At 38.5% G+C, this 25,030-nt stretch carries 24 protein-coding genes; 15 read left to right on the forward strand and 9 right to left on the reverse strand.

The window, feature by feature from the left end:
• Nucleotides 1–4: 4 nt before the first annotated feature.
• The 3 genes from ribH to OQX64_RS19915 all read right to left on the reverse strand — a co-directional run bounded on the left by ribH (nucleotide 5) and on the right by OQX64_RS19915 (nucleotide 2,808).
• Nucleotides 5–496: a 6,7-dimethyl-8-ribityllumazine synthase gene (gene ribH, locus OQX64_RS19905; RefSeq protein WP_265820074.1), complete on the reverse strand. Its 492-nt coding sequence runs from the start codon at nucleotides 494–496 to the stop codon at nucleotides 5–7.
• 65 nt (nucleotides 497–561) lie between these two features.
• Nucleotides 562–1,236 carry a LytR/AlgR family response regulator transcription factor gene (locus OQX64_RS19910; RefSeq protein WP_088303033.1) on the reverse strand — a complete coding sequence of 225 codons (675 nt, stop codon included), beginning with the start codon at nucleotides 1,234–1,236 and terminating at the stop codon, nucleotides 562–564.
• Nucleotides 1,237–1,269: 33 nt separating this feature from the next.
• On the reverse strand, nucleotides 1,270–2,808 hold the full coding sequence (locus tag OQX64_RS19915; protein WP_265820075.1) for a sensor histidine kinase: 1,539 nt from the start codon (nucleotides 2,806–2,808) through the stop codon (nucleotides 1,270–1,272).
• A 247-nt stretch (nucleotides 2,809–3,055) separates the two neighbouring features.
• On the opposite strand from OQX64_RS19915, the gene OQX64_RS19920 reads away from it, so the two are divergent.
• The 6 genes from OQX64_RS19920 (at nucleotide 3,056) to OQX64_RS19945 (ending at nucleotide 7,778) form a co-directional block, all read left to right on the forward strand.
• Nucleotides 3,056–3,403, forward strand: coding sequence for a Spx/MgsR family RNA polymerase-binding regulatory protein (locus OQX64_RS19920; protein WP_265820076.1), 348 nt, complete (start codon nucleotides 3,056–3,058; stop codon nucleotides 3,401–3,403).
• 69 nt (nucleotides 3,404–3,472) lie between these two features.
• Nucleotides 3,473–4,213: a carboxypeptidase-like regulatory domain-containing protein gene (locus tag OQX64_RS19925; protein WP_265820077.1), complete on the forward strand. Its 741-nt coding sequence runs from the start codon at nucleotides 3,473–3,475 to the stop codon at nucleotides 4,211–4,213.
• Between the two features lie 93 nt (nucleotides 4,214–4,306).
• A complete protein-coding gene (locus OQX64_RS19930; protein ID WP_265820078.1) occupies nucleotides 4,307–6,292 on the forward strand; it encodes a M1 family metallopeptidase in 1,986 nt (661 codons plus the stop codon).
• A gap of 148 nt (nucleotides 6,293–6,440) precedes the next feature.
• Entirely contained in the window at nucleotides 6,441–6,854 is a 414-nt protein-coding gene (locus OQX64_RS19935; protein ID WP_265820079.1) for a RidA family protein, read from the forward strand.
• Nucleotides 6,855–7,490 (forward strand): class I SAM-dependent methyltransferase, encoded by a 636-nt coding sequence (locus OQX64_RS19940; protein WP_265820080.1) that lies wholly within the window; start codon nucleotides 6,855–6,857, stop codon nucleotides 7,488–7,490. It begins immediately after the preceding gene.
• Nucleotides 7,491–7,556: 66 nt separating this feature from the next.
• Nucleotides 7,557–7,778, forward strand: coding sequence for a VF530 family DNA-binding protein (locus OQX64_RS19945; RefSeq protein WP_088303037.1), 222 nt, complete (start codon nucleotides 7,557–7,559; stop codon nucleotides 7,776–7,778).
• 4 nt (nucleotides 7,779–7,782) lie between these two features.
• Here OQX64_RS19945 and OQX64_RS19950 read toward each other — a convergent pair whose 3' ends face one another.
• The 3 genes from OQX64_RS19950 to OQX64_RS19960 all read right to left on the reverse strand — a co-directional run bounded on the left by OQX64_RS19950 (nucleotide 7,783) and on the right by OQX64_RS19960 (nucleotide 10,965).
• Nucleotides 7,783–8,766, reverse strand: coding sequence for a polysaccharide deacetylase family protein (locus OQX64_RS19950; protein ID WP_265820081.1), 984 nt, complete (start codon nucleotides 8,764–8,766; stop codon nucleotides 7,783–7,785).
• A gap of 176 nt (nucleotides 8,767–8,942) precedes the next feature.
• Nucleotides 8,943–9,323 (reverse strand): GtrA family protein, encoded by a 381-nt coding sequence (locus tag OQX64_RS19955; RefSeq protein WP_088303039.1) that lies wholly within the window; start codon nucleotides 9,321–9,323, stop codon nucleotides 8,943–8,945.
• A 1-nt stretch (nucleotide 9,324) separates the two neighbouring features.
• Nucleotides 9,325–10,965: an ArnT family glycosyltransferase gene (locus tag OQX64_RS19960; protein WP_265820082.1), complete on the reverse strand. Its 1,641-nt coding sequence runs from the start codon at nucleotides 10,963–10,965 to the stop codon at nucleotides 9,325–9,327.
• Nucleotides 10,966–11,049: 84 nt separating this feature from the next.
• Between OQX64_RS19960 and OQX64_RS19965 the strand changes: the two genes are divergently transcribed.
• The 3 genes from OQX64_RS19965 (at nucleotide 11,050) to OQX64_RS19975 (ending at nucleotide 13,580) form a co-directional block, all read left to right on the forward strand.
• Nucleotides 11,050–11,766 (forward strand): pyridoxine 5'-phosphate synthase, encoded by a 717-nt coding sequence (locus OQX64_RS19965; RefSeq protein WP_088303041.1) that lies wholly within the window; start codon nucleotides 11,050–11,052, stop codon nucleotides 11,764–11,766.
• 80 nt (nucleotides 11,767–11,846) lie between these two features.
• Nucleotides 11,847–12,740: an EamA family transporter gene (locus OQX64_RS19970; RefSeq protein WP_265820083.1), complete on the forward strand. Its 894-nt coding sequence runs from the start codon at nucleotides 11,847–11,849 to the stop codon at nucleotides 12,738–12,740.
• 276 nt (nucleotides 12,741–13,016) lie between these two features.
• Nucleotides 13,017–13,580 (forward strand): hypothetical protein, encoded by a 564-nt coding sequence (locus tag OQX64_RS19975; protein WP_265820084.1) that lies wholly within the window; start codon nucleotides 13,017–13,019, stop codon nucleotides 13,578–13,580.
• 41 nt (nucleotides 13,581–13,621) lie between these two features.
• On the opposite strand, the gene OQX64_RS19980 is transcribed toward OQX64_RS19975, so the two are convergent.
• The gene (locus OQX64_RS19980) at nucleotides 13,622–14,470 is read right to left on the reverse strand and encodes a hypothetical protein (RefSeq protein ID WP_265820085.1); all 849 of its coding nucleotides are present in this window, start codon (nucleotides 14,468–14,470) and stop codon (nucleotides 13,622–13,624) included.
• Between the two features lie 144 nt (nucleotides 14,471–14,614).
• Here OQX64_RS19980 and gcvP point away from each other — a divergent pair, with 144 nt between their 5' ends.
• Nucleotides 14,615–17,491 (forward strand): aminomethyl-transferring glycine dehydrogenase, encoded by a 2,877-nt coding sequence (gene gcvP, locus OQX64_RS19985; RefSeq protein ID WP_265820086.1) that lies wholly within the window; start codon nucleotides 14,615–14,617, stop codon nucleotides 17,489–17,491.
• A 166-nt stretch (nucleotides 17,492–17,657) separates the two neighbouring features.
• On the opposite strand, the gene OQX64_RS19990 is transcribed toward gcvP, so the two are convergent.
• Nucleotides 17,658–18,029 carry a glyoxalase gene (locus OQX64_RS19990; protein WP_265820087.1) on the reverse strand — a complete coding sequence of 124 codons (372 nt, stop codon included), beginning with the start codon at nucleotides 18,027–18,029 and terminating at the stop codon, nucleotides 17,658–17,660.
• A 116-nt stretch (nucleotides 18,030–18,145) separates the two neighbouring features.
• On the opposite strand from OQX64_RS19990, the gene OQX64_RS19995 reads away from it, so the two are divergent.
• Entirely contained in the window at nucleotides 18,146–19,219 is a 1,074-nt protein-coding gene (locus OQX64_RS19995; protein ID WP_265820088.1) for a serine hydrolase domain-containing protein, read from the forward strand.
• Between the two features lie 146 nt (nucleotides 19,220–19,365).
• Complete coding sequence (locus tag OQX64_RS20000) at nucleotides 19,366–19,953, forward strand: YceI family protein (protein ID WP_265820089.1); 588 nt, start codon at nucleotides 19,366–19,368, stop codon at nucleotides 19,951–19,953.
• 140 nt (nucleotides 19,954–20,093) lie between these two features.
• Here the strand turns inward: OQX64_RS20000 and OQX64_RS20005 are convergent, their stop codons facing one another.
• The gene (locus OQX64_RS20005) at nucleotides 20,094–20,861 is read right to left on the reverse strand and encodes an MBL fold metallo-hydrolase (RefSeq protein WP_265820090.1); all 768 of its coding nucleotides are present in this window, start codon (nucleotides 20,859–20,861) and stop codon (nucleotides 20,094–20,096) included.
• Nucleotides 20,862–20,914: 53 nt separating this feature from the next.
• On the opposite strand from OQX64_RS20005, the gene recJ reads away from it, so the two are divergent.
• The 3 genes from recJ to OQX64_RS20020 all read left to right on the forward strand — a co-directional run bounded on the left by recJ (nucleotide 20,915) and on the right by OQX64_RS20020 (nucleotide 24,975).
• Nucleotides 20,915–22,615 carry a single-stranded-DNA-specific exonuclease RecJ gene (gene recJ / locus OQX64_RS20010; RefSeq protein ID WP_265820091.1) on the forward strand — a complete coding sequence of 567 codons (1,701 nt, stop codon included), beginning with the start codon at nucleotides 20,915–20,917 and terminating at the stop codon, nucleotides 22,613–22,615.
• A gap of 86 nt (nucleotides 22,616–22,701) precedes the next feature.
• Nucleotides 22,702–23,442 carry an LPS export ABC transporter ATP-binding protein gene (lptB, locus tag OQX64_RS20015; RefSeq protein WP_088303094.1) on the forward strand — a complete coding sequence of 247 codons (741 nt, stop codon included), beginning with the start codon at nucleotides 22,702–22,704 and terminating at the stop codon, nucleotides 23,440–23,442.
• Between the two features lie 9 nt (nucleotides 23,443–23,451).
• The gene (locus OQX64_RS20020) at nucleotides 23,452–24,975 is read left to right on the forward strand and encodes a GH3 auxin-responsive promoter family protein (protein ID WP_088303051.1); all 1,524 of its coding nucleotides are present in this window, start codon (nucleotides 23,452–23,454) and stop codon (nucleotides 24,973–24,975) included.
• Nucleotides 24,976–25,030: the final 55 nt, after the last annotated feature.

The following is a 25,030-nucleotide window of genomic DNA, read 5'->3' on the forward strand; positions in this document are numbered from 1 at the left end:
AAGGTTAAATGTTTGTCGCGAAATCAGCCATTTTGATTGCTGTGATGGCCGCTTCATCTCCTTTATTACCATGCTTTCCGCCTGCACGATCCTGAGCCTGCTCCAGGTTATTGGTGGTTAATACCCCAAAAATAACAGGTTTGCTATATTTGATACCTACATTGGTTACGCCCTGCGCTACGGCGTCGCAAATAAAATCAAAATGCTTGGTATCACCCTGAATCACACAACCTAAACAAATCACGGCATCAATATCGCTTCTTTTGCTTAATAATATTTCTGCTCCTCCGGTTAATTCAAAGCTTCCGGGAACGGGCAAAGAAATAATATTTTCTTCCTTCACACCATTTTCTATTAAGGTTTTTAAAGCACCATTGTATAAAGAACCGGTAATCTCAGCATTCCATTCGGCTACAATAATTCCAAATTTGTAATTGGCACCATTGGGCACCGTAGTATGAGAGAAATCAGAAAGATTTTTAAGTTGTGTTGACATGGCGTAAAGATAAGGCTAAGCTTTGAATGTTGGAAACAGAAATGTTTAACGGTTGTAAGTTTTGATCAGGTTAATTGTATACCGCTGTAAGTTGCGCCTACGGGAATGATTTTGTTGCCAATCCAGATCTGGTTCCTGTCAAACTTTGTAATTTGATTTTTAGCAACGATGAATGCCCTATGGCAACGGATGAACGCATTTTTAGGCAAAAGTTCTGCTAAATCGTTAATTGTGATTCTTGAACTTAACAATTTATCTTTCAAATGGATTTGGGTATAGTTTCCCGAAGCTTCCATGTAGAGAATATCAGTCAATTCTACTTTAATCTGTTCATAACCGTCTTTTATAAAAATATAACTGGCTTTGGCTTCTGTTGTCTGGTTGCGAAGGTTATACAACTCGTTCGCCTTATTGCAGGCTTTTAAAAAACGGGAAAGTGAGAAGGGTTTGAGCAGGTAATCAACCGCATCCAGTTCAAAACTTTGTACCGCATGTTCAGTGTATGCCGTTGTGAAAATCACCATTGGTGGGTTGCTTAAACTTTTCAGGAAATCAATACCACTGATGTCTGGCATTTTAATATCCAAAAAAATCAGGTCGACCTTATTTTCCTGCATGAAACTGATGGCCAGAAAAGCATCGGTAAACGTTTCTGACAACTCTAAAAACGGCACTTTCGCCGCATGGGATTTTACAATATCCAGCGCAATGGGTTCATCATCTATGGCAATAGCTATCATCCTTATGTATTCAAGGCAGCAATATAATTAAGATTAATCTAACTGTAAGGTTAAATGAACAAAAAACTCTTTGGCGCTTTCACGAATAATCAGTTCGTGTTTGCCATAATAAAGCATTGATAAACGCTGTTTCACATTTTCCAGTCCGATGCCACTTTTTAATTTTTCAGGATCATGATCTGCCTTGATGTAAATGCTGTTGCTTACATCAAAATACAGGGTGTTTTCTTTTGTTTGCAGGGTGATTTTGATATAGGAAGGCTGCTGCAGGCTGATTCCGTGTTTAAAAGCATTTTCTATGAAGGGAATCAGTAACATGGGGGTAATTTGAAAGTTATTCAGTTGTTCCTCAATATGGGTGTTAATGTTAATATCTGCTGACCGTGATGTTCTGAGCTGCTGTAAATCGATATAATTGTTCAGGTATTCCACCTCACGCATTAAGGAAATCTTATCCTGCATATTTTCATGCAGCATAAAGCGCATCATGTCTCCGAGTTTCTGAATTCCCTCGCCTGTTCGTTCTGCATTTTCCTGTAAGGCCGTACCAAATAAAGTGTTGAGGGCATTGAACAGAAAATGTGGATTAATCTGAGACTTTAAGAAGCTTAAACTGGCATCCGATTTTCCGAGTTCAGTTTTCAGCATTTGTATTTCTGTCTGCTTCTCAAACTTATTTTTATAAATATACCAGGCGGCTGGGGTAGTGATACAAACCAAACTGATCAATGTTAATATTAACGCCAATGGAACTGCATTTCCGCCACCCATAAAACCGGCAAGTAAAAGAAGAAGTAACGGAATGATGAGGGCTGATAAGGCTACGTTTCCCCAAAAATAGCGACCAAATCCCTTCATTTCCTTTCGAAGGTTAGGGATAATATGGTAAATGGAAAGAAAGGCGAGAATTACATTTACCGGTGGTGCAATGAGCCAGAATACTAAAATTTCGTTATCAGATTTAGCTGATATCACTGCCATCAAAATCATTAAGGATATTAACCATATTTTGGCGGCCATAAATATTTCGGAAATAATGCTCTTTCCATAGCTTTTCAGAAACTGAATTTTATTGATGAGTGCCAGTCCCTGTTCATTAAAATAGGCATACACATTAAAAAGGAGGTAGAGAAAGAAAATGTAGGTAAAGGCCTCACCGAAAAAAAGACCATACCCATGATTTAAATCGTGAAATTCGATTACACGATAGGCTTGCGAATAAGTATTGGCAACCATCCAGGTAATCACTGAAATAGCGGTAACAATAACTGATAAAATAACATTCAATGCGATGTTATTTTTTCGGGTTAACTGAGGCATAAAACAGAAATTAAAAAGCAGGAAACTGATGTATACAATGCTGATTTTGAATAACTCAGGAAGAAAGAAATTCTCTATTACAGAAAAATCAATGCCACTCTCTTCAAACCGGTAGCTGTTTCCAGAACCATAAGTAGTTTGTGAGCAAATACTGATTAGCGCCAGAATGTAAAGGGTGGTAGAAATCCAGAACTCCAGCTGGTTAATGTTTTTTGCTTTATCGGGTGGGGCAATTTCAGATAATACGTACATGTGATGCTAAATTATACTGCAATGCTACAAAGAGTTATTTATTTGTGATTTAAAATGTGATGGATGCATTAAAAAATGTGATGAACGGAAGATTTCTGCGTTTATGGATCTAAAGCATAAATAAGAATATTTCATTATCTTATTATCTTTGAGCACAAAATAATCCACTCATTTAATAATTCACTCATTAAATAATTCACTAATTCATTCATTTAATAATTAACCCATTCACTCACTCAATAATGATATGATCGTTTACGGAATCCCAAATTGCAATACAGTAAAAAAATCCCTCGACTGGTTAAAGAAAAATAAAATTGATTTCGAGTTTCACGACTTTAAGAAAAAAGGGATCACTGCAGAAAAGCTAAATGAATGGTGTGCTGTGTTCGGTTGGGGAACGGTGTTGAACCGCAAGGGCCTGACCTGGAAAAAACTCAATAAGGAAGAACAGGCCAATATCAATAACCAGGAGAAGGCCATTGCTTATCTTATTGAAAATACAAGTGCCATCAAGCGTCCCGTTATTGAAAAAGATGGGCAGGCGATATTAATATCTTTCGATGAAGCACTTTATGTTCAAACACTAACCTGACACATTTGTTGTATTGTTAAAGTTTGTTAAAAGCGGGCTTTAAAAAATTTACTCCATTACTTTTGATATATGTATAAGCTGATCATTTTTATTCTTTTTGCCCTGCCTGTTGGCGTTATTGCGCAAACCGTAACCACTGGTACTGTGTTCGATTACTCAAAGAAAACCATTTCTTTACCTGGTGTTTCCGTTCGCAACCTGAACAGCAAAAAAACGACCAGCACCAATAGGGAAGGTAAATACACTATTGCCGCTACCATTGGCGATTTGATAGAATTCTCGGCAGTGGGTTACCATACTGATACCTTATACTTAACCAATTTATTAAACAGAACCATTTACCTCCCTGTAAAATCTAACAGCCTGGCTGATGTGGATGTGAGAGGCGTAAGAATGAATAGTCAGATTACAGATGCCAAAGATCCGCTGGCAGAAAAATATACCTTATTGAGTACAGGCGGAAATCTGAACAGAAAAAGGATGACAGATAAAGTAGGGGGTTTAGGTCTGAACCTGGGTTACGGGAAGTACAAAAGGCAACAACGTAAAGAAGCTGAACTGGAAGAGAAAGATATGTATCAGGAAGAGATTGATGCAAATTTTAGTGAGAAGGCCATTACAGATTTAACTAAACTGCAGGGCGAAGACCTTAAAAGTTTTATGATCATTTATCGCCCGTCAATAGAACAGATAAAATCAGAAAGACCTTATCGTTATGATTATTATATCTCAAGAGCATTTGTTGCCTGGCAAAAATTAACTCCACAGCAGAAAAAATTACAGGATTTACCAAAATTAAAGGTCAATTAATAAAAGCCTGATTTCTTGCGGTAACATTATAAGCACATATGTAGTCGTATGTGCTTATTCTTTATATTTACAGCTTCTTTGCAACTTATTCACATGAAAATAACCAGACTAATCGCAATTTGCGCTTTTAGTTGTGCTTCGGCTTTACCTGCTTTTGCACAACAGGCTGCACCAGTATCCAATTATAATCCGGCAGATGCCTTTGGACCCCTGTTCTATACACAAAATGGAAATGAATTTCGTTCAGCCAATGGTGCGCCAGGAGTGAAGTACTGGCAAAACCGGGTAGATTATAACATCACCGCCAATTTAGATGAGGCACAAAACCTGGTTACAGGCTCAGTAACCTTAACCTACAAAAATAACAGTCCGGATCAGTTACCGTATTTATGGTTACAACTGGATCAGAATACATTTAAAGAAAATTCCCGTGGTAAACAAATTACGCCTGCCCGTAGCCGTTATGGTGCACAAGGTGAAAAGTTTGATGGCGGATACCAGATCAAAGATGTAAGTGTATCCAAAAAATCGGGTGTGGTAAAGTTTACTTCATTAATTGAGGATACCAGGATGCAGATTCGCCTTGATCAACCTTTAGCGGCAAATGGCGATGTCATCACCATTAAAATTGATTATGCTTATGTTGTCCCGAAGGAAGGATCGGATAGAACGGGTCATTTAACGACTAAAAACGGTGAAATTTTTGCCATTGCGCAATGGTTCCCGCGGATGTGTGTGTATGATGATGTGCTGGGATGGAACACTTTACCTTACTGGGGTGGCGGTGAGTTTTATTGCGAATATGGGGATATTAACTTTGCCATTACAGCACCCGCCAGTCATATTGTAATGGGTTCGGGTGAGCTTTTAAATCCATCGGAGGTATTTACGCCAGAACAATTAAAAAGATGGAATGCAGCAAAAAACAGTGATGAAACGGTTCACATCCGTACAGAAGCAGAAGTTACTGATCCGAAATCTCGTCCGGAAAAGGATAAATTAACCTGGAAATATAAGATTATCAATGCACGTGATGCCGCCTGGGCTTCATCAAAAGCCTTTGTTTTAGATGCGGCAAGGATTAATTTACCAAGTGGTAAAAAGGCACTGGCTGTTTCTGCACAACCTGTAGAAAGTAATGGCACAGATGCTTATGGAAGAGGTGTGGAGTATGTAAAAAGCACCATCGAACATTATTCTACCAAATGGTTTGAATATCCTTACCCCATGGCTGTTAACGTAGCTACAAACATTGGTGGAATGGAATATCCAGGCATTGTTTTCTGCGGATGGACTGCCAAAAAAGGCAGTGCGTGGGGCGTGATTGACCATGAATTTGGCCATACCTGGTTCCCGATGATTGTTGGTTCAAACGAACGCAAATTCGGCTGGATGGATGAAGGTTTCAATACCTTTATCAATGGCATTTCATCAAAAAACTTTAATCATGGAGAATATGCCCAACGTGCTGCTAATATGAATGCCATTGGCAAACAGGTGATTGGTAACCCGAAATTTGAAAACATCATGTTAATGCCTGATGGGATGACTGAAGCGAATATTGGCATTAACCTATACGCCAAACCGGGATGGGGATTGAATATTTTAAGAAATGAAATTTTAGGCGAAGATCGTTTTGATTATGCCTTCCGCCAGTATATTAAAAACTGGGCCTTTAAACACCCTACGCCGTATGATTTTTTCCGTTCAATGGAAAATGGGGCCGGCGAAGATTTAGCATGGTTCTGGAGAAGCTGGTTTTTAAATAACTGGAAAATGGACCAGGCTGTAAGTACCGTTCAGGAAGTTAAAACCACCGATGGAAAGCTTACCGGATATACCATTAAAGTGCTTAACCTCGAAAAAATGCCGATGCCTATTATTCTTCATGTGAAAACAAAAAGTGGTAAAACCGATATAGTTAAAGTCCCGGTTGATGTATGGATGAAAAACACCAGCTGGCTGGTTCGTTATCCAACTACTGAAGAAATTGTTTCAGTTACTTTAGATCCGGATAAGGTTTTACCAGATAGTAATCCGGATAACAATACCTGGACGGCAGGATCAACCGGTGAATAGTGAAAGCACAGGATATACTGATGAGATACAGCCGTAAATAAACGGAATTTATATTTAAGCCCGGCCATTTGTTTGCCGGGTTTTTTTATGGCAATATTTCTACCATTTGATCCAATTAAATGAATAATTTAGTTTCTGAAATTTAATAATGATGGAAAATAACCACTTAGAAATAACGAATCCGGAAGGAATATATGATCCCCGTGCACATGCTTACTCGCATGTAGCTACCGTATCAGCCAAAGACATATTGGTTTTTGTAGCGGGGCAGGGTGGAAGTAGAATGGATGGCATCTTAAGTGATGATTTCAGAACACAGGTAAAGATCGTTTTTGAAAATATTGGGATTGCGCTTGCCAGTAAAGGTTTGAATATGCAGCATATTGCCAAACTGACTACACTGGTTGTAGGTTATGACGATGAAAAACATCAGATCCTGATTGAAGAATCAACTAAAATCTGGCCAGACCTGAAATTTCCGGTGAATACCCTTATTCCCGTGGGCAGGTTAGCACTGGATGGGATGTTAATAGAAATTGATGCAACTGCTGTTAATGCTTAAATGATGGATAAATCAGCTGAACGAAAAAATGTTTACAAAGTTTATGATAAGATTGCGGATTGGTATTCAAAAAATCGATCTCCTTCGATAGGTGAAAAGAACTATCTGGATGAACTGATACAATTTCTGCCTTCAGAAGCTGAAGTTTTAGATTTAGGATGCGGAAATGGTAAGCCCATCATGGAATATCTACTTCAATCAGGATTGAAAGTAACAGGTGTAGATGCCAGTGATAAAATGCTTGAACTGGCAAGAGCAAGTTTCCCTGCCGAAAATTTCATACTTGAGGATATGCGAAAACTTCAATTGGGTAGAAAGTTTAGTGCCATTATTGCCTGGCACAGTTTCTTTCATCTGCCTGCCGCAGATCAGCCTGATATGTTCAGGTTTTTTGCAGAGCACCTTCATGATAAAGGTATCTTGTTGTTCACTTCAGGAACAGAAAATGGTGAGGCCTGGGGCTTTATAGGAGGTGAGGATTTATTTCATGCCTCCCTGGATACATCAAGATACGAATCCACTTTATTGAAAAATCATTTTAAAGTACTTAAATATCAGGTTAATGATCAAAGCTGCGGTGGAGCAAACGTTTGGATGGCACAATATTCTCCTGATTTGGGAGCTGATAAAGGTTAATTATTTTAGTTTACCTTTGTGCAAGGTATTAATCCATCTTACCAAATTTGACCTTAACAACCACCTATGGCAGAAATACAAAAGAACAATCCCTTACACGGTATTACCTTAGAAAAAATTGTAACGGATCTGCAGTTGCACTATGGCTGGGAGAAACTGGGTAACTTAATCAGGATCGATTGTTTCACCAATAACCAGAGCATTAAATCAAGTTTAAATTTCTTGCGTAGAATGCCCTGGGCACGTAAAAAAGTGGAAGATCTATATTTGACTACCTTTCATCAATAGAAATTTACTGGTCAAACTCTTTTTCCAAACCCTGCCTCAAATCAAACAGCAACCACTGTTTATTTTTGATATCAGCTTGTTTGTTTTTCAATAATTGTATAAAATCTTTTACCCCAATTTCTTCATTTCCATTTCCGTGAATCAGTACAATACTGCCGGCATTTGGCTGCTGCCCTTTGGCCAGCCAGGCATCGCTGCCAACCGGGATTAAGCCATAAGCTTCAATTTTATTCACGATGCGCTGATCGGATACCAAACCCGGAAACCGGAAAAATATGGAAGGTGTTAAGCCATTTTTCAGCATCAGTTTTTCATTTTCTAAAACTTCAACATCTAAATTCGTTCCCGGAGCCAATAAAAAGTTTTCTGCTAATGGCAGGGTATTTACGTCATGATGATAAGAGTGGTTTACCCAGGTAATATCCAGCTCGTTTTTCTGCACCAGACTTTTCAGCCAGTTCAGATCATCCTGGTGTTTTAACATCCATTTCCCCGATATGGAAATGGCGATAGGTGCTGGTTGTTCTATTTTTTTAAATTCATCAAAAACCGACTGAAAGATAATACGATCCAGATTTTTATGTGAAGGACAAAGATCAATGGTAAGTGCAATCCCTTTTTCCTTGGGAATAGCATGGTCTATCCCTGCATTTTGCAATTGTAAGTCTTTTGTCGCTGCAGCCTGCAAGGATTTTATATATGGGCTGTTCTTAAATGTTGTCATTATTTCCGGCCCTTTTAAACTACTGGTATTATAATTGCCAGCCAAATCCACTTTGGTATCCAGTGTTTCTGTATTGACCAGTAATAAATATTTTTGATTTTTATTAACGAAACTTCTGATGGCTAGGAACTTATCAGTGCCTTTGACCGCAATAGAAAAATTAGCTTTATACTGTTTGATCTGATCAAAATTCTGTCCGAAACTATTGGTGCCAATGAATGGCATCATCATCAAAACAATGTATAGCGATCTGGATAATTTCATTATTCCTTATTTAAAATCTTTCTAATTTAGTCTAAAAATTTTATCTTTACCAAAGAAGGTCATGAACAAAGAAAAGGTAAAATTATGGTTTAAGCGTGTAGGCTTAATCGGTTTTTTATTCTTCCTGATTAAGGGATTGATCTGGCTTGTGGTATTTTATTTTATTGGCAAAAACGTTACTTAAAAGTAAAGAGCATATTCGCCAGAAAATTCCAGACGAATACAATTACAATTGCGAAGAATTTCGCCATATAAAAGTTTGTTCCATTCTTTCTCTGGTGAAAAAGGTAAATAATAAATGTATTTAAGCCTAATCCAATTAAGCTCACCACCAGAAATTTACTAAATTCAGTTCCCCAGTGTACATTTGTGCTTTGAAAGGTCCATACCCGGTTAATTAAATAGTTATTGGTTACTGCAAGGCTAAAGCCAATGGCATTAGCCACATATTTATTTACTTTGACTTTTTCTTTAAAAAGCCAGGTGGCACCAAAGTCGATGGCCATCCCTAGCAAGCCTGTCAGGCCGAATTTTATAATGCGAAAAAATACATCCATATTAATGCAGTTTAACAAGATAGAAATGTTCTAAAACCTGAGCGCGCGTTTTCGCATTTAAAAATTTACCTGTTAATTTGGTGATGTGAAAGTATTCAAAGGACTTTAAAACTTCAGCGCCGTATTCACTTTTTAATTTTTTAAGTTCCACTTCTGGCACATAGATTACCAAATTCTGCTCATGTTTAATCTTGTCTAAATCCTCATAATTATGTAGATACTTCACTTCTCCAGGCGCATAAAAATCAAAAGAAAAAGCATCGATATAATTTAAAACAGCAGGTTTTGCAGTTGGATAATTTTTCTTTAGCCATTCACCGGCAATGCCTCCAGACTGGTATTTCAAAATTGCAGGGTAGAAGAAGATAAAAAGGAAAAGCATCAATCCTACCGAAACAAATGCACTTCTTGCCATAATAGTTTCTAATTTTATTCCTTTGAAAAAAAGAAAAGAACCTGCTAAAACTACCAGTAGCATCCCAATCATTAAATAAGGATAATCGAAGCCGTAAACTACACTCAAAGCAGAAAGTAATGCAAAAACCAAAATGGCTAATACATTTTGCACATTAAAGAAAATCTTTAGGCTTTTACCTTCCAGCTTTCTTAAATATAATGCCGTTATGATCGAAAACTGTGGGAAGACAATTAATATATAATGCGGCAGCTGAAATTTGGATAAAGAAAAGATTAAAAAAGTAACGGCAGCACTTGCCCAGATCATAATGCTTTCAGGTGCTAAGTTAATGCGGTTTTTTTTCTTAAAAAGATTGATAACAGCTGTGTAGAATAATATTGACCAAGGCAGGAAAGCCCAAAGCGTGGTGTGCAGGAAGAACGAAATATCGCCTTTCCCTTTAATGGGGCCGTTGTTAAAAAAACGACCAAACTGGCTGTCCCAGAAGAAAAATTTTAAGCCGGAAACCCCTGTTCTTTCAAAAACAATTTTTTCCGGATGGAGATCAAACTGGGTGTAAAGCGCATAAAGTTCCGGTGTGATGAAAACAAAAATCAATACAATTGCAATCCACCATTTTGGCTGCCACAATTGTTTGTATTGCTTAGTAAATAGCCAGTAGATAATAAAACCGGCAAAAACAGGAATCAGTACAAAAATACCCTTAATCAAAATGGCACAGGCAGCGAAAAATGAACCTGCAATCAGGTGCCAGAAAGAGGCCTGATATGCTTTATGATAATGATAAATGGAAGCAAGGGTAAAGGTGGTAATATAAATCTCTGCCCTGACATCAAAAGTGGAGGTAATGATGTGAAGCGCACTCAAAAAAATTACTGCGGAAATTAAACCTGTTTTCTCATCGTAAATATCTTTGGCGAGTTTAAATAAATACCAGGCTCCTAGCAGGCCGAAAAGAAATGAAGGCAGTTTATAGGCAAAAGCTGATATGCCAAAAACTTTAAAAGATGTGGCGGTAATCCAGAAAGTTAAGTGTGGCTTATCCAGCCAGTCGGCACCCCGGCCATACAGGTTAAACCAGTCCTGAAACAGGATAATATTTTTCGACATGGAAGCGTATAATGCGCCGTCGGGTTCCATTACGCCTCCGAATAAAGCCGGTATGCTTGCCAGTGCAAGGAAAACGATCAGGAATTGATATAGTGTGGTATCCTTTAAATTCATTTTAATTCGAACAAATATGAGCAAAAAAAAGTCAAATTTCTTTAAGCTTTCCGATTAACAGCGGCAAAGCCCTATCTTTGAGGCATGACAAAGTTATCGGTTAACATCAATAAAATTGCTACACTTCGCAACAGCCGCGGTGGTAATAATCCTGATTTGGTTAAGGTGGCATTAGATTGTGAACGTTTCGGTGCCCAGGGGATTACAGTGCATCCCCGCCCGGATGAACGTCACATCAGGTACCAGGATGTATATGACCTGAAGGCTGTTATTGCCACTGAATTTAATATTGAAGGGAATTGCCGTGAAGATAAATTTGTAGACCTGGTTTTGGCCAACAAGCCTGCGCAGGTTACTTTGGTGCCAGATGCTGAAGGTCAGATTACTTCCAATCATGGTTGGGACACTCTTAAGCATCAGGACTATTTAAAAGAAATGGTTGCAGTTTTCCAAAAAGAAGGTATCAGGGTTTCCATCTTCGTAGATCCTGTAGTGGAAATGGTAGAAGGTGCCGTAGAAACTGGTACAGACCGGATAGAACTATATACAGAAGCTTATGCGCATAATTATTATGCAGATCGTGAGAAAGCGATTGTAAATTATATTGCTGCTGCCCATCATGCCAATCAATTAGGCCTGGGTATCAACGCTGGTCATGATTTAGATTTACATAACCTGCATTACTTCGCCCAAAGCATCCCTGGTTTACTAGAGGTGTCCATTGGTCACGCTTTAATTAGCGATGCACTTTATTTGGGGCTGGAAACCACTGTTCAGAAATATTTGCAACAACTTTTATAGTTGAAAGTTAAAAGTATAAAGTTAAATTAATTTATTAGGCTTTCTACTTTAACTCTTCACGCTAAACTTTCAACTTCAATATGTTAAAAGGAATTTTCCTTGTTTTTTTGGGTGCCTGTAGCTTTGGTATCCTCTCTACATTTGTTAAACTGGCTTACCACGAAGGCTATACTTTAGGAGACGTAACCGGTGCGCAGGCATTTTTTGGTGCGGTGATTTTATGGGTTTTATTTTTCATTCAAAGCAAGACATCAACATATCGGGCAAAAGAAATCAAAATCATTACGCCCTGGTGGAAAATGATCATGGCAGGAACCTGTACCGGACTTGTCAGTATTTTTTATTATCAGTGCGTTAAACTGGTTCCAAATTCTGTTGCCATCATTTTGCTGATGCAATTTATCTGGATGAGCATTTTGCTGGAGTTCCTGATTTTTAAGAAGAAGCCGTCAGGCTTGCAATTAGGTGCAGTTCTGCTGGTTTTAGGCGGAACAGTTCTGGCGAGTGGAATGCTAGAAACCAGTATTTCAGCATTAAACCTTAAAGGGATTGGTTTTGGTTTGTTGGCTGCCCTTTGTTATGCCGGCTTTTTAATGCTAAGCGGAAGAATCGGCAATGAATATCCAACATTGAAAAAAAGTGCCCTCATGATTACCGGGGCTTGTATATTGATATTTATTATTTTCCCGCCTGCATTTTTATTCAATGGTACTTTAGGTGGCAGCCTGTTAAAGTGGGGGTTAATCATTTCCGTTTTCGGAACAGTTATTCCACCGCTGTTTTATGCCGAAGGTGTACCCAAAATCGGTACAGCACTAAGTTCAATATTAAGCGCAGCGGAGCTGCCGGTAGCAGTGATGATGGCTGGCTTTGTATTGCAGGAGCAGGTATCTTTTTTGCGATGGATGGGTGTGGCGATCATCTTATCGGCCATGATTTTGCCAAATCTGAAGTATTTGAAGCGTAAGGCGTAAGTTTTTAACCGCAAAGAATGGAGGATTAAAACACAAAGAGCGCAAAGTTGGGAGGCTGAAACAAATGATAACCACGGGGTAAACAGAGAAAAAAGGTACAGAGCACACCGGGGTATGGCGTGTAGTTGGTTTTTACTTTCTTTGCATGTAACCAGCTTGCACTCTGTTTCCTCTGTGCAATCTCCGTGCCCTCTGTGGTTAAAATTGAAACGAAACAATGTGCACCCTTTGCGGTTAAACTAAAATTAAATACCTTTAAAAGCAAATGATAAAACCATGAAAAAAATTACCATTTATATATTATCGCTGATTATTATCGGTTTAGCCGGATGTAAAACCAAAGTTACCATTAATCAGGATGAGGCCGGGGAGGTGATTACAGAATATTTGAAAGCCAATCCAGAATATAAAACCATCCGGTTTAAATTTGGTGAGATAAAATTCAACAGTACCAACGATTTATTTGAACTTGGAAAATATAAGTCTTTAGCCAGTAAGGGATTAATTACTTTAAATTTAAAGCAGGCAAAAAAGAAATTTCTTTCAAAAGACAGCAGTTTTGTTTACCAGATTAACTTAACGGATAAAGCCAGTTCAATGGTGTTGAAACAAGATGCAGACCGGGCAACTGTGAAAGCTGTAGAATACGTTTTAGCAGATGAGAAGCCTGTTAATTTTGAACAGGTGAATTCCAGTACAGCGAAGGTTACCGTTTCGTTAAAAATGATAACCACTGATTTTGAGCCTTTTGATAAAGAAGCGAACAAGAACAGCAATTTTATTATCAAAACCTATAAATTAAAGCTGGATAAAGAAGAAGGTTGGCGGGTACAAAAATAAGTTTGTGTAGGAATGGCTAAAGGGGATTGTATTTTAACCGCTTAATTTTTATGCTTCAAAAACCAGGTTTTAAATTTTTTAAATAAATCTGTCTTTTTTGGTCTTGATTTACCATCATGTGTCAGTTCATGATCATAATGATGTTGTAAATCTTTTCCGTATTTTTTTTCTGCCGCGTTACCGGACTTTAATTCATCAATAAAGCAAAGTACATTATCGTTTAAAGTGCTGTTAAAAGAAACGGCAAAGTATTCGCTTCTTTTAAATGGTTTTTTATTCTGATTAATTTCATTGGCACCATTTTCAGCAAAATAATCAACATGATGAATCAGTGGATTTAGTTTTTTTAATCGCCTGGTTCCTTTTCGTTCGTTTCGCCAGGGATGCTCTTTTTTATATAGCAGTGCTAACAGGAAATCTTTTTTCCAAAGTGTAACCTGATGTGACATCAAGAAATCTGAAGCTTTATTGTCTATTGTAGCAATGTTGAAACCCTCCATAAACTGATCAGTTACTAAGGTTTTATATACACTGGCGCTATGAAGTTTGATCTGCTTACAGTCGTGCTGCTTTGCATAATCAAATAATTGCTTAAAAAACTCAGAATTTACCGGTTTGCTTAACCACATATCTTCCTGGAAATAAAGGATATATTCTTCTTCTATGCTGTTTAATAAGGTAGTTAGCCGATCAGCCCATTCGCCTTGGCCCGACTTAATATTCTTAAAGCCTGATATTGTTGCATCCTTAACTTCAGTGGCAAAATAATAATTACATGGAATCTTAAAATCCCAGTTTCTGGAGAAGAAGATGTCAAAGCCTGGGTAAAGAAATTCATATCGGTCACAGGTATGAACCAGTAAGGCAATATTATGGTGAGGTTCTGACATAAATAGATTTGTTGCCAAAGCTACTAAAAACCTGGATTTTGTCTATTATTTCACTACGAAAATATGACGATCCATATTATCTTTTGATACCTTAAAGTAGTTGCCTTTTTCTTACCTTTGCGGGAAATTTATTATTCATACCGCATGAGCTTAAATATCCATTACAAGGAAGATTTTCAAAATCGTCATATTGCACCAAATGAGGCAGATACAGCCGAAATGTTGCAAACTGTTGGCGTAAATTCTATTGATGAGCTGATTGAACAAACTGTTCCGGCAACGATTAGGTTAAAACAGCCTTTAAATTTGCCTGCAGCAAAGTCAGAAACGGAATATCTGGGTGCTTTAAAACAAACTTCATTACTAAACAAGGTTTTTAAAAGCTTTATCGGTCAGGGTTATTATGATACGATTACGCCAGGTGTAATTTTACGCAACGTTTTTGAAAATCCAGGATGGTATACACAATATACGCCCTATCAGGCAGAAATTGCACAAGGTCGTTTGCAGGCCCTGTTAAATTTCCAAACGATGGTGATTGATTTAACCGGAATGGAAATTGCCAATGCCTCACTTTTGGATGAAGGTACAGCTGCGGCTGAGGCGATGTTTATGCAATACAGTACACGTAAAAATCAGGCGGCTAAGAAATTCTTCGTTTCTGAATTACTTTTTGCGCAAACCATTGATATTTTAAAAACCCGTGCCAATCCTTATGGTATTGAATTGGTTATTGGCAGTCATCTGGATTTTGTAGCTACTGAAGATTTCTTCGGCGCAATGGTGCAGTATCCGGCAGGTAATGGTGAAGTTTTTGATTACAAAGATTTTGCATCAGCACTGCATAATCAAAATATTAAATTAACGGTTGCAGCTGATATTTTAAGCTTAACCTTATTAACGCCTCCGGGAGAATGGGGTGCTGATATTGTGGTCGGTACAACACAGCGTTTCGGTATTCCGATGGGTTTTGGTGGACCGCATGCGGCATTTTTCGCAACCAAAGAAGAATACAAGCGTTCAATCCCAGGCCGGATCATTGGTGTAACCATTGATAGCCACGGTGATTATGCTTTAAGGATGGCTTTGCAAACCCGCGAACAACACATCCGTAGAGACAAAGCAACTTCTAACATTTGTACCGCACAGGCATTATTAGCCATTATGGCTGGCTTTTATGCCGCTTACCATGGTCCGAAAGGTTTAAAAGCCATTGCAGAACGTACACATGGTTTGGCCGTTAGCTTGGCTTCAACATTAAAGGGCTTAGGTTTTGAACAATTAAATTCCGCTTATTTCGATACGATTCGTTTTGATTTAGGCGACTTAAAAGGTGGCATTCAATCTGGTTGTATCGATAACGAGATCAACTTAAATTATGATGGAAACATCGCTACCATTTCAGTTGATGAAACGACTACTTTTGAAGATGTAGTTTTAATGGCTAAAATCTTTGCTAAAGTTAAAGCCGTAGCGGCTGATCAGGTGGAAGTGGTTGAAAAAGTAGAAACGGTTATTCCTTCAGCTTTACAGCGTACTTCGGCTTATCTAACGCACCGGATTTTCAACTCTTATCATTCAGAGCATGAAATGTTGCGTTATATCAAATCATTAGAAGCAAAAGATTTATCGCTTTGCCACTCCATGATTGCTTTGGGTAGCTGTACCATGAAATTGAATGCAACAGCAGAAATGATTCCGGTAACCTGGTCTCACTTCGGTCGTATTCATCCATTTGCACCGGCTGATCAGGTGTTGGGTTATTATTCCGTTTTTAACGAACTGGATAAATGGTTGAGTGAAATTACGGGCTTTGCAGCCATGAGTTTACAGCCAAATGCTGGTGCTCAGGGAGAGTATGCAGGTTTGATGGTTATTCGTGCTTATCACCATGATCGTGGAGATTTCCACCGTAATGTGGCTTTAATTCCTGCTTCTGCACACGGTACTAATCCAGCTTCTGCGGCAATGGCCGATATGAAAATTGTAGTGGTTAAATCTCTTGAAAATGGAAACATTGATGTGGAAGATTTAAAGGCGAAAGCTGAATTGCATAAGGATAACCTTTCGTGTCTGATGGTTACTTATCCATCAACTCACGGTGTATTTGAAGAAAGCATTATTGAAATCTGCGAAACCATCCATGCCAACGGCGGACAGGTTTACATGGATGGTGCAAATATGAATGCACAGGTTGGTTTAACCAGTCCGGCTAATATTGGTGCCGATGTTTGCCACTTGAATTTACACAAAACTTTCTGTATCCCTCACGGTGGCGGTGGTCCGGGTATGGGTCCAATCGGTGTAGCAAAACATTTGGTTCCTTATCTTCCGGGGCATGCTGTGGTTGATATTGATAAAGGAAAATCAATTTCTGCTGTATCATCGGCGCCATGGGGCTCAGCTTCAATCCTGATTATCTCTCATGCTTATATTGCCATGATGGGATCAGAGGGCTTAACCAATGCTACGAAATATGCAATCTTAAACGCAAACTACATGAAAGCGCGTTTAGAGCAGCATTATCCGGTACTTTATTCAGGTGCTCAGGGACGTTGTGCACACGAGATGATTTTGGATTGCCGTTCATTCAAAGCTTTCGGAATTGAAGTAACCGATATTGCGAAACGTTTAATGGATTATGGTTTCCACGCACCAACCGTATCTTTCCCGGTTGCTGGAACCTTAATGGTGGAGCCTACTGAATCTGAACCTAAACATGAGTTAGACCGTTTTTGTGATGCTTTAATTGCGATCAAAAAAGAAATCGATCAGGTGGAAAACTTAAGCTTTGATAAGGCTGATAATCCATTAAAAAATGCACCGCATACGGTTGCTGTGATTACGGCGAATGAATGGGAACATACTTACAGCCGTCAAACCGCTGCATTCCCATTGCCTTACGTGTTAGAGCGCAAGTTCTGGCCATCAGTTGGCCGCGTGAATGATAGCCATGGCGACCGCTCATTAATTTGTGCCTGTCCGCCGGTAGAGAGTTATCTGGAAGAAATCGTTCCTTAAAAAGGTTGAGGGTATAAAGTCGGAAGGTTTAAGGTTTTTCCTTTTTAAAGCCTAATTCTTCCTGGCAAAAAGTACGAAGCAATCTTCATTAAATAATTATCTGCAAGTTTTGTGAAATCATTTTCACCAAGCTTGCAGATTTTTTTTGCTGCTACTCCTGTAAGGTTCAATTATTCGAATTAAAAGCTCCGAAATGCCATAATATTCCTGATGGATCGTGAAGAAAACATTCACTTCCCCAGTCTTCATTTCGGATGGAACTTAATTTTACATTTTCATATTTAGCTGGTAAATCTAATGCTGTGAGGTCATTATAAAATTGGTTTACATCTGCAACTTCCATAAAGATCATAGTGTTATCAACCCAATCTTTTACGTAAGCATTTTGCAAATAAAAAGCCAGGTCACCCATTTTAAAAACAGACATCCCATCGCTTAAATTGGTTTCTTCAAATCCTAAATCCTTATAAAAATTTCTGGATGTTCCGAAATCTTTTGCGCCAATAAAAGGGCGCATTGATTTTACCTGTTTATTCATTTGGTCAATTTTAAATTAAAAACATTGTTATTTCCTGCAATGCAGTATCAATTATATTAATATCAATTGTAACCCAAGATTAAGAAATATCGTCTGATACCGCAAATAAAATCAAAATGAAAAAAATTCTTACGTTATTCATATTAACAGCCATTACTTTTAGCTTTAGTCAGGCACAAACTTTTGAATCTAAAGTAGATGGTTTACTTAACCAAATCTTTAAGGACAAAAACGGACCCGGAGGTGTATTTTTGGTTGCCAGAAATGGTAAATCCGTATACCAAAAAGCTTTCGGTAATGCCAATATTGAATTAGGTGTTAAAATGCAAACTCAAAACGTATTTCAGCTGGGATCAATGACCAAACAATTTACGGCCATAGCCATTTTAATGTTGGTTGAACAAGGGAAAATAGATTTGCAAAAACCCATTTCAGCGTATATTCCAGATTACCCTATGGGCGATCAGATTACAGTTCATCATTTGCTTACCCACACTTCGGGTATAAAGGATTTTACTAAAATGAAATCCCTCAATCAGATTGCACAACAAAATTTATCTCCAAAACAGATGGTCGATTTTTTCAAAAATGGGCCTGTGGATTTTAATCCAGGAGAAAAGTTTGAATATAATAATTCTGGTTATGTAATTCTCGGATATCTCATTGAACTGGTTTCTGGCGATACCTATGAAAATTACCTCAATAAAAATATCTTCGAAAAAATTGGTATGAAGCATTCCCGTTATGCATCTGATGTGGCGATTATAAAAGACCGTGCTTATGGTTATCAGCAGAAAACATCGGGCTACGTGAATAAAACCGCTATTAGTTTTAGTATTCCATTTTCATCTGGTGCCTTAATGTCTACGGTTGATGATATGTTGCGCTGGCAAAATGCCTTAAACAGCCGGTTAATCCTTAAATCAGAAACCATCAAAAAAGCATTTTCGAAATATAAATTAAATAGTGGCGAAACATTTAATTATGGATACGGCTGGCATTTAAAAGATATTAATGGCGTAGCTACCAGAGAACATGGAGGCAGTATTTTCGGATTTAAAACAATGGGGGTATATATTCCCGAACAGGATATTTATGTGCTCGGGTTAAGCAATTGTGATTGTAATTCGCCCACACAAGTGGTTAAAGATATTGCTACACTAGCATTAAATACATTCGGGAAAAATTAATTTCAATTTCATTAAACTACTGCAATAATCTGATGTCCATAGAATGATTTTAAATAAATCTATTACATTTGAAAAAGTTAACATAGGTCAATAATAAAGGATAAGCCTTCATTATATCTTTGTATCACAATTAAAAAAAACCAAACATGAAATTAAAAATCTCTTCAATCTTTTTGTTAGTGGCAGTAGTATCATTGTCAGCTTTTAAAAGCCCTGTTAAACCAGTAGCTTATACCGTTGATCCGGCAAAATCTACCATTACGTGGGTAGGTAAAAAGGTAACTGGTTCTCATAACGGAACAATTGCTTTACAATCAGGAACTTTAAATGTTGATGGTAAAAAAGTAACCGGCGGAACTTTTACCATTGATATGAACTCCATCAAAGATGCCGATGGTAGCGCTAAATTAGAAGGCCACTTAAAAGCCGATGATTTCTTCGGAACTGCAAAATTCCCAACTTCAACTTTCGTCATTACTAAAGTGGCTGGTTCTGGTACTGCATTAACGGTTACAGGTAACTTAACAATCAAAGGAATTACTAAACCAGTAACTTTTCCTGCAACTGTAGCTGTAAATGCTGATGGAACAGTTTCAGCTTTAGCTGGTAAAATTTTAGTTGACAGAACTAAATATGATATCCGTTACGGTTCTAAATCATTTTTCGACAGCATCGGCGATAAAGCAATTGATGATAACTTCGAAATCGGTGTGAAATTAGTAGCTAAAAAATAATTTCGAAGCCTTCCTCAAAAAGGATAGTTCGTAAAAAAAAAGATCGCGGCATTTGTCGGGATCTTTTTTAATTTTCAGCTGATCGTTTTTTGCTTTGGACTTTAGTCTTTAAGCTTTGGTTCCGCTTTCGGGTATAAATTCTATCTTATTCTAAACCCTCCGTCGAGCGCTTCCACAAAACCGGTTGCCTGTTCTTTGCTGTGGTAAAATAAACATTCCCAATTTTCGGCAGCAGCTCTTTTACCAAATGCTTTGCGTAGCTCCATTGCTTTTCTGCCATCGAAGTCATACTTGGCAATGAAATTTTTAATCAGTTCACCCGGTTCAGGCAAAACATCACCACCAAAAAATACCTTTTGATTTCCCTCCGTTAGTAAAAAAACCTGATGATTTGGGCAATGCGCCCCGGTAAACTCATGGGCAATGGCTTCATCCAGGTTACCATCACCTTCTATAAATTTCAGTTGGGCATTGCGCTGAAGAAAATCAAAAATATCAGTATGGTAAGAACTGGAATTACTGCTAAAAGCGGTTTCCCACTCTCCACGATTAATGACATATTCCGCATCCGGGAAACTCAATTCTGTTTTTCCATTTTCCTTTTGATGTACCATTCCTCCGGAGTGATCATAATGCAAATGCGACATTAAAACCTTGGTTACATCGGTCGGATCAAAGCCTGCATTGCGTATGTTTTTGTGTAAAATCAGTTCGCCATGGTCATCGCTAAAACCCAATCCAGTATCAAAAAGAACTAAATCATTGTTCAGTTCCACTAAAAAAGGCTGCACATTGATGAACAGTGAGGCTGGCCGGTCTTTAAAATTATGAACGGCAGCATCAAAAGGGATAAATTTTTTGGTAGCATCTACCGAATAGGTTCCTTCAAAAAGGGTATGAACTTGCAAGGTAATGGAGATTTAAATTAAAAAAGTATATTTACTGTTCGGAGACAAATATAATGGAAAAAAGATGGGTGCTGACATCAAATTGTAATGATGACACGGTAAAGAAAATAGCAGAACAACTTAATATAGACAGGTCATTAGCGCAAGTTTTAGTTCAGCGAAACATTTGTGATTTTGATCAGGCCAAATATTTTTTCAGACCGGAACTGGCTCACCTTCACGATCCTTTCCTGATGAAAGATATGGATGTAGCCATTTGCAGGATTGAAAAGGCCTTGTCTACTCATGAGAAAATCCTTATTTACGGCGATTACGATGTAGATGGAACAACATCCGTAGCCCTGGCTTACAGCTTCTTTTCTCAGTTTACCGAAAATATTGAATATTATATTCCTGATCGTTACCTGGAGGGATATGGAATTTCTACCGCGGGGATTGACTATGCCCATGAAAATGGTTTTTCGCTCATCATTGCGCTGGATTGTGGGATAAAATCATTAGATAAAGTTGATTATGCGAACAGTTTGGGTATCGATTTTATCATTTGCGATCACCATTTACCCGGTGATGAAATCCCGGAAGCGGTTGCTGTTTTAGATCCGAAAAGAAGTGATTGTGCCTATCCTTTTAAAGAATTGGCTGGCTGCGGAATCGGTTTTAAACTCGCCCAGGCTTATGCGCAAAAGCATGATCTTCCTGCCGATACTTATCTCCGGTACCTGGATCTGGTCATGGTGAGTATTGCCGCAGACATTGTTCCGGTAATTGAAGAAAACAGGATACTGGCTTACTACGGATTAAAGAAACTGAATACTAATCCATGTGAAGGTTTAAGGGCGCTGATGGAAGTATCTGGGAAAAAGGAAAATTATACTATTACTGATGTGGTATTTACTTTAGGACCCAGGATCAATGCTGCCGGAAGGATAGACCATGCCAAACATGCAGTAGCCATGCTGTTGTGTGAGGTAGACAGCAATTCGCTGGAGCAAAGCGAATCCATCAACCTTAAAAATACAGAACGAAAAACGTACGATCAGGACATTACCCGTGAGGCACTTGACCTGATTGGGAGTAGCGATACATTGATTAACAGGAAAACCACGGTGGTATTCAATGAAAACTGGCATAAAGGTGTGATCGGAATTGTGGCATCACGACTGACTGAAACGTATTATCGCCCCACTATTGTGCTAACCAAATCAAACGGGCATGTAGCAGGTTCCTGCCGTTCGGTTGTGGGCTTTGATCTGTACGAAGCTTTGAGTGGATGTGCAGATCTTCTGGATCAGTTTGGAGGTCATAAATTTGCTGCAGGTTTAACCATGCAGGCCCATAATGTTGATGCCTTTGCAGATAAATTTGAAGAAATTGTCTCGGCTTCCATTACCGATGAATTGCTTACCCCAATGCTTAAGATTGATGCTGAAATTGAGTTGGCTCAGATTGATGGCAAGTTCTTCAGGGTTTTGGCACAAATGGGCCCATTCGGACCAGAAAATATGGCACCGGTTTTTGTTTCACATGGTGTTTATTTAGATCGAGCTGCAATGGCTGTCGGCGCAAATCATTTAAAAATTATCATAAAGCAACAAAATTCGCCTATTTTTGAATGCATTGCATTTGGACTGGCAGAATTTCAAAATCTTTTACAACCAAATATGCCGTTTTCTGTTTGTTATACCATAGAAGAAAATGTGTGGAGAGATAAGAAACGTATGCAGCTTAATGTTAAAGGGATAAAAGTTAATTAAACAAATAAAATCGTCATGCTGAACTTGATTCAGCACCTCCATTAAAAAGATCCTGAAATAAATTCAGGATGACGAGCAAGGAAAATATGATATTAAGAGCCGAAAATCTGGTTAAAAAATATAAACAGCGAACCGTTGTAAATGATGTTTCGTTTAGTGTAAGTCAGGGAGAAATTGTAGGCTTATTGGGGCCAAATGGGGCAGGTAAAACTACCTCATTTTACATGATTGTGGGGTTGATTAAACCAAATGAAGGGCGGATTTTTTTAGAGGAAGAAGATATTACGCAGGATGCCATGTACCGAAGGGCGCAAAAAGGTATTGGTTATTTAGCTCAGGAAGCATCGGTATTCAGAAAGCTTACGGTTGAAGATAATATTCTGGCTATTCTGGAAATGAGTAACCTGTCTAAGGAAGAACAAAAGGATAAGCTGGAAGAGTTGATTAATGAATTCAGTTTGCATAAAGTACGCAAAAACCGCGGTGATTTATTATCAGGCGGAGAGCGCAGAAGAACAGAAATTGCCCGTGCGCTGGCAGCAAATCCCAGCTTTATTCTGCTGGATGAACCTTTCGCTGGTGTAGACCCCATTGCGGTAGAAGAAATCCAGAGCATTGTGGCGAAACTTAAACATAAAAATATCGGTATTTTAATTACCGATCATAATGTGCAGGAAACACTTTCCATTACTGATCGGGCATATTTACTTTTCGAAGGTAAAATTCTTGAACAAGGTGTGCCGGAAGTGCTGGCAGAGAATGAAATGGTGCGAAAAGTATATCTGGGTTCAAACTTTGTACTGAAGCGTAAAAAATTCGACATATAATTACAAGGCATGGCAATTGTAAACTCAATTTTTACCTGGCTGATGAAAAAGCGGATCCACCAGATCGAACTTTTTATGAAATATCCTTATGATGTTCAGCAGGAATGGTTTCATACCTTAATTGATAGTGCAGAAAATACAGAATGGGGCAAGATGTATGACTATAAAAGCATCCTTACCCCGCAACAATATCAGGAACGTGTTCCTATTCAGAATTATGATACCCTAAAGCCTTATATCGAAAGAATGCTGGCCGGCGAACAGAATATTTTATGGCCATCGGATATTAAATGGTTTGCCAAATCATCGGGTACCACCAGCGATAGAAGTAAATTTATTCCTGTTTCGAAAGAATCACTCGAGGAATGCCATTTTAAAGGCGGGAAAGACATGCTCTCCATTTATTGTAACAACCGGCCGGATAATCAAATGTTTACCGGCAAGGGTTTGGTGCTGGGCGGCAGCCACCAGGTCAATCAGCTTAACGAAGATTGTTTTTATGGCGATCTATCAGCAGTGCTGATTAAAAACCTGCCTATCTGGGCCGAGTTTTACCGTACACCTGATATGTCTATCGCTTTAATGGATAATTACGAGGTAAAGATGGACCGCATGGCTGAAGCCACCATTCAGGAAAACGTAACCAGTATTTCAGGCGTACCTACCTGGACCATCGTTCTGGCCAAAAAGGTTTTGGAATTAACCGGCAAAAACAACCTGTTGGAAGTTTGGCCCAACCTTGAAGTGTATATCCACGGTGCGGTGAATTTCGCCCCATATCGCGAGCAGTTTAAACAACTTATTCCTTCAAATGACATGTATTATTTGGAAACTTATAATGCTTCTGAAGGCTTTTTCGGCATTCAGGATCAGGATAATTCTGATGAAATGCTGCTTATGCTTGATTATGGTATTTTCTATGAGTTTGTTCCAATGGAAAATATAGGCGAAGAAAATCCTAAAGCCTTATTGCTTGGTGAAGTAGAACTCCATAAAAATTATGCTATCGTGATTTCCACTAACGGCGGTTTGTGGCGTTACATGATTGGAGATACCATCCAGTTTACCTCACTTGCACCATATCGTATTAAAATTACCGGACGAACCAAACATTTTATCAATGCTTTTGGTGAAGAGGTGATTATTGATAATGCAGAGCAGGCTTTAACCAGGGCATGCCTTGAAACGGGTGCTGAAATAAAAGATTATACCGCCGGGCCAATTTATTTTGAAGGCGAGAAAGCAGGCGGACATGAGTGGATTATAGAATTTGATAAACAGCCCGATGATTTCGAAAAGTTTATTGATGTGATGGATAATACCTTGCGTGAAGTCAATTCAGATTACGATGCCAAAAGATTTAAGGATATGGCCCTGTGTAGGCCAACGGTACACAATGCGCCGGCCAATACTTTTTACAACTGGTTAAAAGCCAGGGATAAACTGGGTGGGCAACATAAAGTTCCGCGCCTGGCTAACGAAAGGAAATACATAGATGATATTTTGATCATGATTAGTGCATCTGCAGCATAATAAAAATATTCGCAAACTGGATCTGCAGATTTTGAAAAACACCGTTTTCCCCCGG

It is taken from the genome of Pedobacter sp. GR22-10 (assembly GCF_026239715.1).
GTDB lineage: Bacteria > Bacteroidota > Bacteroidia > Sphingobacteriales > Sphingobacteriaceae > Pedobacter.